Raw genomic sequence first — 9403 nt, forward strand, 5'->3', positions numbered from 1 at the left:
CCTGAATGAACGACCTGCTGGGCCTGGTGCTGCTGGTGGTGGTGGTCCTCGTCGGTTCGGCCCTCTGTTCCGGAATCGAGGCCGCGCTGCTCACGGTCAACCCGGTGAGGATTCATGAGCTGGCGGCCCGCCCCCGCCCCGTCAGGGGAGCCCGGCGCCTCGAGCAGCTGCGCCAGCGCCTGGGACGGACCCTGTCGGTGCTGGTGATCGCGAACAACGGCTTCAACATCTTCGGCAGCCTCATGCTTGGCGGCTATGCCGCCGAAGTGTTCCGCCAGTACGGCGTGGAGGGAGTCGCCCTGCCGCTGTTTTCGGTGGGGCTGACCCTGTTGGTGATCCTCCTGGGGGAGATCCTGCCGAAGGCACTCGGCAGTCGGCTGGCTCTGCCGGTGGCCCTCGCCAGTGCTCCGGCGCTGGCGATCCTCGGCAGGATCATGCTGCCGCTGGTGCTGCTGCTCGAGCGGCTCCTGCCGGCGATCACCGCCGAGAGTGAAATCAGCACGGATGAGGAGGAAATCCGGCTGCTGGCCCGCCTCGGCTCCCAGAAGGGCCAGATCGAGGCGGATGAAGCCGCCATGATCGCCAAGGTCTTCCAGCTCAACGACCTCACCGCCCGCGACCTGATGACCCCCCGGGTGGCGGCCCCCACCCTCGCGGGGGCCGGCAGCCTGGCGGCGGCCCAGAGCGAACTGCTGGACAACAACGCCCCGTGGTGGGTGGTGCTGGGGGAGGAGGTGGATGAGATTCTCGGGGTGGCCAGTCGGGAGCGGCTGCTCACAGCCCTGCTTCAGGGCCACAGCGAGCTCACTCCAGCGGACCTCAGCGAACCGGTGGAGTACGTCCCCGAAATGATCCGGGCGGATCGCCTGCTCACCGGCTTCCGGCGCAACAGCGGCGGCGTGCGCGTGGTGGTCGACGAATTCGGGGGCTTTGTCGGGGTGATCGGCGCCGAGGCGGTGCTGGCGGTGCTGGCCGGCTGGTGGCGGCGCCCCCAGCCGGCCGGCGGAGAGGCCCTCCCATGACCCCGGCCAGCAGCCAGAGCCAACCCCAGCCCCCCCCCACCGCCCAGCGCTGTGCGCAGTGGCTGGGGCACTGGCGCAGGCAGCTGCAGCTGAGCAGCCGAGAACACAGCTGGCTGGCCGGGGAACTCGCCAACCTCGATCGCCAGCTCGAGCGCCTCGAGCGCGGGGTGCTCCGGATCGTGGTCTTCGGCCGGGTCGGCGTGGGCAAGTCGAGCCTGCTCAATGCGTTGCTGGGCCAGGAGACCTTCGCGACGGACGTGGCCCATGGCTGCACCCGCCGTCAGGCCGCGACGACCTGGGCCCCTGCCCTGTCGACCCTGGCGGCCGTGGAGCTGGTGGACACCCCGGGCATCGACGAGATCGCCGCGGCCGCCCGCGGCCGCCTGGCACGCCGTGTGGCCCTCGGCTCCGATCTGGTCCTGTTCGTGCTCGACGGGGATCTCAGCCAGGTGGATCTCGAGGCCCTTGAGGTCCTGCTGGCCAGTGGCAAGCCCCTGATGCTGGTGCTGAACCGCTGCGATTCCTGGTCAGAGGCCGAACGGGCGAACCTGCTGGCCGGCATTCGGCGTCGGCTGCCCGCCGAGGCCCGTCAGCTGGAGCTGCTCCCCGTGGCCGCGGCCCCCCGGCAGGCCTTCCAGATGGCCGATGGCCGGATTCGCTCCACCCGCCGGCCCCCGGCCGTGGAACCTCTGCAGGTCGCCCTGCTGCAGTGCCTCGACTCCCAGGGTGAGCTGCTGCTGGCGATCAACGCGCTGCGCAGCGCGGAGCGGTTCCAGCGGTCCCTCCAGGAAACCCGGTTGCGGCACAGTCAGAAGGCCGCCCAGGGGCTGATCGGCCGCTTTGCCGCCCTCAAGGCCACGGGCGTGGCGGCCAACCCGCTGGTGCTGCTGGACCTGGCCGGGGGCTTGGCCTGTGACACGGCCCTGGTGATGCAACTCTGCCAGCTCTACGGCCTGCCGATGGGCGGGCGGGCCGCCCGGGATCTGCTCACCCGTCTGTCGGGCCACAACGCCCTTCTGGGCGGCGCCCAGCTGGGGATTCAGGTCCTGCTCGGGGGGGTTCGGCAACTGCTGCTCGTGGCCGCCCCCCTCACTGGTGGCCTCAGCCTCGCGCCTGCCGCCCCCGTCGCCATCGCCCAGGCGGCGCTGGCGGTGCACACGACCCGCCGCACGGGCCGCCTGGCTGCCCAGGAACTGCTGAGCAGCACCCGGCGGGGGGGAACACCTGCAGCCCTGCTGCGCCGCCTGGCCGCCACGGATCCCCAGGTGCGCCGGTGGCTGGGGCGCTGGCCCGACAGCACGGCCCACACCACATCCGACACCGCGGCGGGGGCCGCCGCGGATGGGCCCGCCCCCTCCTGGCGCGCCCTGCTGCCGTGAGCACCATCGCTGACACCCCCTCTGGAGGGCCCGGCCGGATCGCCCTGTTCGGCACCAGCGCCGACCCTCCCACCCGGGGACACCAGGCCCTGCTGGTCAGGCTGCTGGAGCAGTTCCCCCAGGTGGCCACCTGGGCCAGTGACAACCCCCTCAAGCAGCATGGGGCTCCCCTGACCCAGCGCACCGCACTGCTGGCGGCCCTGGTGGAAGCCATCGGCAATCCACGCCTCCGTCTGCATCAGGACCTGAGCAGCCCCTGGGCGATCACCACCCTGGAGCGGGCTGCCGCCCGCTGGCCTGACGCGGAGCTGGTCTTTGTGGTGGGAAGTGATCTGGCCCCCCAGATTCCCCGCTGGAAGCAGGCCAGGGCCCTGCTGCAGGGCTGCCGCCTCGCCATCGTCCCGCGCCGCGGGTGGTCGATCGAACCGGACCAGCTGGAGCCCCTCCGCGCCCTGGGCGCGCAGCTCGAGATCCTGCCGCTGTCCATCCCAGCCTCCGCGAGCTCGGCTGTGCGGCGGCAGCCGGATCCCAGCCAGATCCCGGCGTCGGTCTGGCCGGTGCTGCTGGAGCACAATCTCTACGGCCTCGAACGCCCCTCGTGATGCGCCTTGCCCTGGCCCAGATCAACCCTCTGGTGGGCGACCTGGCGGGAAACGGGGAGCGGATCCTCGCCGCCTGCCGCCAGGCGGCGAGCCGGGGCGCCGACCTCGTGCTCACCCCCGAACTCTCGCTGTGGGGCTACCCACCGCGGGATCTGCTGTTGCAGCCGACCCGGCTGACCCGGCAGCAGGAGGTGCTCGAGGCGATGGTGCAGGAGCTGGCGCGCACCATGCCCGAGCTGGCCCTGCTGGTGGGCATCGCCGAGCCGAAGGGTGGAGGCCAGCTGCCCAACCTGTTCAATGCCGTGGCCCTGGTGGAGGCCGCCGGCTGGCGGGTGGTGGCGCGCAAGCTGCTGCTGCCCACCTACGACGTGTTCGACGAGCAGCGCTACTTCCTCCCGGGTGACGCCGCCGCCGTGCTGGAGCTGGAACGGCGGGGGCAGCGCTGGCGCCTGGGGCTCACCATCTGCGAGGACCTCTGGGTGGAGGAGGAGCTGCAGGGGCACCGCCTGGCCGGCCCCGATCCGGTCGCCGCCCTGCTGCCGAGCCGGGTGGACCTCCTGCTCAATCTCTCCGCCTCGCCCTTCGGCCAGGCCAAGGTGCCACTGCGCCATGCCCTGGCCCGCCGTGCGGCGCGACGGCTCAACTGCCCGGTGGTGTACGTGAACCAGGTGGGCGGCAACGACGAACTGGTCTTCGACGGAGCCAGTTTCGTGGTGGAGGCCTGCGGCGAGCTGGCCTGCCAGTTGGCCTGTTGCACGGAGGATCTGAAGACCTGGAGTCCCGGAAGGCACCCCGCCCCGGGCCCACCAGCGGACGCCGTCCTGCCCGAGCCCCTCGAACAGTTGTTCCGCGCCCTGGTGCTGGGCGTGCGGGATTACGCCGGCAAATGCGGTTTCCAGCGGGCCCTGCTGGGGCTCAGTGGGGGCATCGATTCAGCCCTGGTGGCGGTGATCGCCACGGCGGCGCTGGGGGCCGAGCAGGTGCGGGCGTTGCTGATGCCCTCCCCCTGGAGTTCCAGCGGCGCGACCGACGACGCCCTGGCCCTGGCGGGGCGTCTCGGCCTCATCACCCACACCCTGCCGATCACCGGCCTGATGGCGGGCTTCGACACGGCCCTGACCCCGGCACTGGGCCAGCCGCCGTCGGGTCTCACCGCCGAGAATCTGCAATCACGCATCCGCGGCACGCTGCTGATGGCCGTGGCCAACCAGCAGGGACGGCTGCTGCTCTCGACCGGCAACAAATCGGAGCTGGCGGTGGGCTACTGCACCCTGTACGGCGACATGAACGGGGGTCTGGCCGTGATCGGGGACGTCTACAAGACCAGCGTGTTCACCCTGGCGGCCTGGCTGGACAGTCCGGCCGCTCTCCCCTGCCGCCGGTCCCTGGGCCTGCCGGAGCGGGGGGAGCTGATCGGCGCCGCGATCCGCCACAAGCCCCCCAGCGCCGAACTCAGGCCCGACCAGCGCGACACCGACTCCCTGCCGGACTATGGGGAACTGGACCCGTTGCTCAGGGCCCTGGTGGAGGAGCGGCGCAGCCAGCGGGAGCTTGTGGCCGAGGGCACCGATCCTGAGCTGGCCGAACGGGTCAGCACCCTGCTGCGGCGGGCCGAATTCAAGCGCCGCCAGGCGCCGCCGGTGCTGAAGGTGAGCGGTCACGCCTTCGACAGCGGCTGGCGCATGCCGATCGCCGCCGGCTGAGCCAGGCTGGTGTCGCACCTCCTGCACTTGATGGCTGCCCAGGCTTCGCCTCACCAGCTCACCGCACCGATGGCGAGCATCGGGGTGCCGACCGAGATCAAGCGGGATGAGCGACGCGTGGCCCTCACCCCCGACGGGGTTCGGGAACTGGTGACCCAGGGCATGGAGGTGCGGGTTCAGGAAGGTGCCGGCCTCGGCGCCGGCATCGGCGATGACGCCTTCGCCGCCGCCGGTGCGCGGCTGGTGAGCCGCGAGGACGCCTGGGCCGCCCATCTGGTCGTGAAGGTCAAGGAGCCCCAACCGGAGGAGTTCCCCTATCTGCGCAGCGACCTGGTGCTGTTCACCTATCTGCATCTGGCGGCCTATCCGGATGTGGGACGGGCCCTGCTGGAGGCGGGCACCACAGCTGTGGCCTACGAGACGGTGCAGCTGGAGGACACCAGCCTGCCGCTGCTGGCCCCGATGAGCGAGATCGCCGGTCGTCTGGCTGCCCAGGTGGGCGCCCACCTGCTGGAAAAGCCCCATGGCGGCCGCGGCATCCTGATGGGGGGATGCACCGGGGTGCGCCCAGCCCGGGTGGTGGTGCTCGGCGCCGGCACCGTGGGCTGGAATGCGGCCCGGATCGCCGCGGCCATGGATGCCGAAGTGTTTCTGCTGGATCGCTCACCCCAGCGCCTGCGCCAGCTGGAGGCCGACCGCCGCGGCCGCCTGTTCAACCTGGTCAGCAGCCGCAGCCTGGTGGAGCGCCTCGTGCCCGGGGCCGATCTGGTGATCGGCGCCGTGCTCACCCCCGGTGGTCGAGCCCCGACCCTGGTGGAGGAGGAGCTGGTGCGCCAGATGAAGCCCGGTTCAGTGATCGTGGACGTGGCGATCGACCAGGGGGGCTGCATCGCCACCAGCCGGGAGACGACCCATACCGATCCCGTCCAGAGCATCCATGGGGTGCAGCACTATGCGGTGGGGAACATGCCGGGGGCCGTTCCGTTCACCTCCACCGAGGCCCTGGTCAGCGTCACCCTCCCCTACATCCTGGTGATGGCGGGCCGTGGCCTCGCCGAGGCGGTCACGGACCGGCCCGAACTGCTCTCGGGCCTCAACACGGTCGATGGCTCGGTCTGCCATCCGGGGGTGGCCAGGGCCCTGGGCCTGGCGCCCCGCCACCCGATGGCCTGCCTGCGCTGAGGGCAGGGGCCTCCGTGCTGAGAGCCGACCGGATCCGCATCATCGCCGTGGGCAGGGTGCGCAAGGGATGGGTGCGCGAAGGCGTGGCGCTGTACTGCCAACGTCTGCCCGGACTGACGATCGTGGAGCTCCGGGACAGCGATCCGCGGCGGGAAGCCCAGGCCATCCGCGGGGAACTGCGCAGCGATGAACAGCTGGTCACCCTGAGCGAGGAGGGCCGCACCTTCCGCTCCATGGAGCTGGCCGAGCAGCTGCGGCAGTGCGGCTCGGACCGCCTGGCCTTCGTGATCGGCGGGGCCGACGGTCTCGATCCGGCCCTGCGGGCCCAGGCGCGCTGGCAGCTCAGCCTCTCGGCCCTCACCTTCCCCCATGAGCTGGCCCGGCTGCTGCTGGTGGAGCAGCTGTACCGCGTGCAGACGATCCTCCAGGGCGGGCCCTATCACCGGGAATGAGACACCCCGCGGCCCGGGGGCGCGGAGACCAGCGGTGGCAGGGGGGAGAACGGTCGGCCCAGAGCCCCAGGACAGATGCCCTCCCGCAGGGCGAGGACAAGGCCGGCGGCCTCCGCAAAGCTCGAGGCGGCGATGGCCTCCAGGCCGAGGGCCTCCGCATCGACCTGCAGCACGCAGGGATTGTCCACCGCGATCAGCGGGACCCCCCGCTCGGCGCAGGCCAGCACCGCTGCCCCCCCCAGGGCACCCGCAGGAGCCACCACCGCCCCGATCCTGGCTGGATGCAGCCACTGCGGATCGATCCGGCCCTCGCCGGGCTCGCTCAGGGGCACCAGATCGGGAGCTCCGCTGAGGCCCACCAGCACGCAGGGCAGGAACGTGTACCCCAGTTCCTCGGCGGCGGCGCGGGGGTCCAGGCCCGGGTTCAGCGGCAGGGGACCCAGGGCAGGGGCATGGGCACAGGGCAGGCCCAGGTGATCGGTGAGCAGGTGGCTGATCACGGCTTCGGCGCCGGCCAGGGCATCCACGCCCGAACCGCTCCGGTAGGCCGCGAGGGCCTCACTGTCGGGATCATCCGGAAAGCGGGCCACCACGGCGATCGCGGTGGCACCGGCTGCCTTGAGCCGCTCCCCCGCCCGCAACAGGGCATCCGGACGGCCCAGGCTTCCCCAGCTCGCTCCGCTCGGCCCCTCGGCAAGACTCACCGCCAGGGGGGCATCGGTGCACAGCACCGGGCCGATCTGCAGGCCCAGGGTGGCGCGGCAGGCCTCCACGACCTGGAGGTGGCGCTGGAGCAGATCGGCTTCGATGCCAGCGTCCAGGAGCACCCCGACCCGCTGGCAACGCCCCGGACGCAGGGCGAGGTTTCCTGCCGCAAAGCGATCCAGGGCCGAACCCTCCACGTAGTGGATGCTGGGGTCGCGCCAGTACAGCGCAGCCCCGTTCATCACGTTGGGGTGGGTGATCAGGCAGCCGCTGGCCGCGGCCAGCAGGCGAGCCGCCGGCAGGGCATCGCCGGCGAAGCCGCCCACGGCGCAGCCGATCCCCGTGGGCACGACCAGCAGGGTGGGGAAGGGGGCAGCCGTCGTCACGGCTGCGGTGAGACGCAGACCACGACCGCCTCGACGGCCAGCTCGTCACCCTGGACGGCCGTGATCGCCCAGCGCAGCGGCCGTCCATGGGCGCTCAGCGCCCGGAGGATCTGCGGGCGCAGCGGACCTTCCCCGCGCCGCAGGCGCAGCGCCAACGGCTTCAGTCGCCAGAGCGGATCCATCCCTGGAGCCTCACTTCTGGTATTGGCCGAACTGGAGCTGGTAGAGGGCATCCTCCATGCCCGCCGTGAGGCTGAGATCACTGGTGGGATAGGCCACACACAGCAGGGCATAGCCGGCCTGCTGGAGTTCCTGCTTGACGCCCATCGCATCCGGCTGGCGGACCTCGCCCGTGCTGATCAGGGCCGCACAGGTGGTGCACACCCCGGAACAGCAGGAGCTGGGCAGGGGAACCCCGGCGGCCTCCGCCGCTGCCAGCACGGTCTGGTCGGCCCGACAGGAAAACGTGTGGGTGGTGCCGTCAATCGCAGCAGTGATCGTGAAGGTCTGGGGCTCGTCGTTCACGGAGTAGGTCGGATCGGTGCTGGAGGGCACCCATCCTCCCAGCTCATGGCTCCTGCCAGTGGCTGGGGTGGGGGGCAAGGTATTCCGGCGGCGCGGATCCCGCCGGGGCGGTGAGCGCCAGATCGAGGCTCAGGGAGCAGCGCAGATCGTCAGGATCCCCGTTGGGCAGCACCGCATGCTCCAGGCAGGAAGGGAAGAGCAGCAACAGTCCAGCCCGGGGGGCGACGTCGATCCAGGGAAGGGTCCAGGGCGAGGGGCCCAGCGGCCCGCCATGGCCCACGGCCATGCCGGGAACCAGCTCATTCACCTGGCGCTGGGGGAAGAGCCGCAGGCAACCCTGTGCCCCACTGCCATCACCGTTGAAGTAGTAGACGGCGCTGAGATGGGCGTTCGGATGATGGTGGCGACCGATCACCTGGTCAGGCTCGCTCACGACGGGCCAGCAGCGTTGGATGTGCAGCGCCAGCCGGTCCAGGTCAAAACCCAGCTGCGTCAGGAAGCTGCGGGCATGACCGCAGAGCTCCGCCACCAGCGGCGCGAAGGTGGGGTGGCCCTGCAGGTTCCAGACCCCGTGCAGATCTCCGGTCCAGGCACAACCGGGATCCGGATTGCTGCGGGCTTCACCGCGCAGGGCGAGAAGCGTCTGGAGCTGCCTGGCCAGATCGAGGGGATCGGGCCGCAGCTGCACCTGGGCCAGGGCGACGGGAAACAGGGGCTGAATCCTGAGCTCGGAGGAGAGCGGGGCCTGCCCCCTGGCGATCCCGGCGTCCGGGTGGCGGGCGGTCGGCGGCTGCGCCATGGGGTGAACCGGGGGCAAGCGCTCCAGCCTGACAGCGGGCCATGGCCCCCTCAGGCCACGGCGGCATGAAAAAACCGGCTCGCCTGGCGCCCCCTGGGATCAGGGAACGACCAGCCGAGCCGGTCAAGACACCAGCGGCGTGTCGATCAGTGCTGGCGGAGCATCAGGCCATCGCCGCCGCGCCACCCACGACTTCGAGGATTTCCTGGGTGATGGCCGCCTGGCGGGCCTTGTTGTAATCGAGGGTGAGGGTCTTGGCGAGGGCCTTGGCGTTGTCGCTGGCGTTGTTCATGGCGGTCATCCGGCTGGCCAGCTCGGAGGCCGCAGCTTCCTGCAGGGATCGCAGCAGCTGGTTCTGCATGTACAGCGGCAACAGCGCGTTGAGGAGCTGCTCGGGGCTCTGGTCGAAGACGATGTCCGACGGAAGGGTGGGAGCCACGTTAGCGGCCGCCATGGTGCCCGGCTCCACCACCAGCCGACCCTCCCGGGTGGTGAGGCGGAAGATCTCATCCTCTGGGGTGGCAATCCCCTGGGAATCCAGGGGAAGCAGGGTCTGGATGACCGGCTTGGAGCTCACCAGATTGATGAACTTAGTGAAAATGATCTCCACCCGATCGGTCGCGGCCGAGAGAAACTCAGCCAGGATCT

General features: G+C 71.1%; 11 protein-coding genes. 6 read left to right on the plus strand and 5 right to left on the minus strand.

Annotation, left to right across the window (positions count from 1 at the left end; all coding sequences use genetic code 11):
- Positions 1-5 precede the first annotated feature (5 nt).
- The 6 genes from ACLNEE_RS06705 to ACLNEE_RS06730 are packed head-to-tail and all read left to right on the plus strand — an operon-like array spanning position 6 to position 6340.
- Positions 6-1022, plus strand: coding sequence for a CNNM domain-containing protein (locus tag ACLNEE_RS06705; protein WP_411421935.1), 1017 nt, complete (start codon positions 6-8; stop codon positions 1020-1022).
- Positions 1019-2401 (plus strand): GTP-binding protein, encoded by a 1383-nt coding sequence (locus ACLNEE_RS06710; RefSeq protein WP_411421936.1) that lies wholly within the window; start codon positions 1019-1021, stop codon positions 2399-2401. The genes ACLNEE_RS06705 and ACLNEE_RS06710 overlap by 4 nt, the downstream gene beginning before the upstream one ends.
- Positions 2398-3003, plus strand: coding sequence for a nicotinate-nucleotide adenylyltransferase (locus tag ACLNEE_RS06715; RefSeq protein WP_411421937.1), 606 nt, complete (start codon positions 2398-2400; stop codon positions 3001-3003). The genes ACLNEE_RS06710 and ACLNEE_RS06715 overlap by 4 nt, the downstream gene beginning before the upstream one ends.
- Positions 3003-4706, plus strand: a complete 1704-nt coding sequence (locus ACLNEE_RS06720; RefSeq protein WP_411421938.1) for an NAD+ synthase — start codon at positions 3003-3005, stop codon at positions 4704-4706. Before ACLNEE_RS06715 ends, ACLNEE_RS06720 begins: the two co-directional genes overlap by 1 nt.
- A 30-nt stretch (positions 4707-4736) precedes the next feature.
- Positions 4737-5888 carry an alanine dehydrogenase gene (gene ald / locus ACLNEE_RS06725; protein ID WP_412006922.1) on the plus strand — a complete coding sequence of 384 codons (1152 nt, stop codon included), beginning with the start codon at positions 4737-4739 and terminating at the stop codon, positions 5886-5888.
- A 14-nt stretch (positions 5889-5902) separates the two neighbouring features.
- Complete coding sequence (locus ACLNEE_RS06730) at positions 5903-6340, plus strand: 23S rRNA (pseudouridine(1915)-N(3))-methyltransferase RlmH (protein WP_411421940.1); 438 nt, start codon at positions 5903-5905, stop codon at positions 6338-6340.
- On the opposite strand, the gene ACLNEE_RS06735 is transcribed toward ACLNEE_RS06730, so the two are convergent.
- The 5 genes from ACLNEE_RS06735 to ACLNEE_RS06755 form a co-directional block, all read right to left on the minus strand.
- Positions 6328-7431: a DUF3326 domain-containing protein gene (locus ACLNEE_RS06735; RefSeq protein WP_411421941.1), complete on the minus strand. Its 1104-nt coding sequence runs from the start codon at positions 7429-7431 to the stop codon at positions 6328-6330. The two genes, ACLNEE_RS06730 and ACLNEE_RS06735, sit on opposite strands and share 13 nt — an antisense overlap.
- Positions 7428-7613: a hypothetical protein gene (locus tag ACLNEE_RS06740; RefSeq protein WP_411421942.1), complete on the minus strand. Its 186-nt coding sequence runs from the start codon at positions 7611-7613 to the stop codon at positions 7428-7430. The genes ACLNEE_RS06735 and ACLNEE_RS06740 overlap by 4 nt, the downstream gene beginning before the upstream one ends.
- A gap of 10 nt (positions 7614-7623) precedes the next feature.
- Positions 7624-7986 (minus strand): 2Fe-2S iron-sulfur cluster-binding protein, encoded by a 363-nt coding sequence (locus ACLNEE_RS06745; protein ID WP_411421943.1) that lies wholly within the window; start codon positions 7984-7986, stop codon positions 7624-7626.
- A gap of 13 nt (positions 7987-7999) precedes the next feature.
- Complete coding sequence (locus ACLNEE_RS06750; protein WP_411421944.1) at positions 8000-8755, minus strand: TIGR02466 family protein; 756 nt, start codon at positions 8753-8755, stop codon at positions 8000-8002.
- 163 nt (positions 8756-8918) lie between these two features.
- On the minus strand, positions 8919-9403 hold a 485-nt coding region (locus ACLNEE_RS06755), incomplete at its 5' end, for a F0F1 ATP synthase subunit gamma (RefSeq protein WP_412006923.1).

It is taken from the genome of Aphanothece stagnina RSMan2012, assembly GCF_046764815.1.
GTDB lineage: Bacteria > Cyanobacteriota > Cyanobacteriia > PCC-6307 > Cyanobiaceae > NIES-981.

Coding starts and splice junctions, on each gene's coding strand:
- ACLNEE_RS06705 (WP_411421935.1), top strand. CDS start 6: ATGAACGACCTGCTGGGCCTGGTGCTGCTGGTGGTGGTGGTCCTCGTC.
- ACLNEE_RS06740 (WP_411421942.1), bottom strand. CDS start 7,613: ATGGATCCGCTCTGGCGACTGAAGCCGTTGGCGCTGCGCCTGCGGCGC.
- ACLNEE_RS06750 (WP_411421944.1), bottom strand. CDS start 8,755: ATGGCGCAGCCGCCGACCGCCCGCCACCCGGACGCCGGGATCGCCAGG.
- ACLNEE_RS06720 (WP_411421938.1), top strand. CDS start 3,003: ATGCGCCTTGCCCTGGCCCAGATCAACCCTCTGGTGGGCGACCTGGCG.
- ACLNEE_RS06710 (WP_411421936.1), top strand. CDS start 1,019: ATGACCCCGGCCAGCAGCCAGAGCCAACCCCAGCCCCCCCCCACCGCC.
- ald (WP_412006922.1), top strand. CDS start 4,737: ATGGCTGCCCAGGCTTCGCCTCACCAGCTCACCGCACCGATGGCGAGC.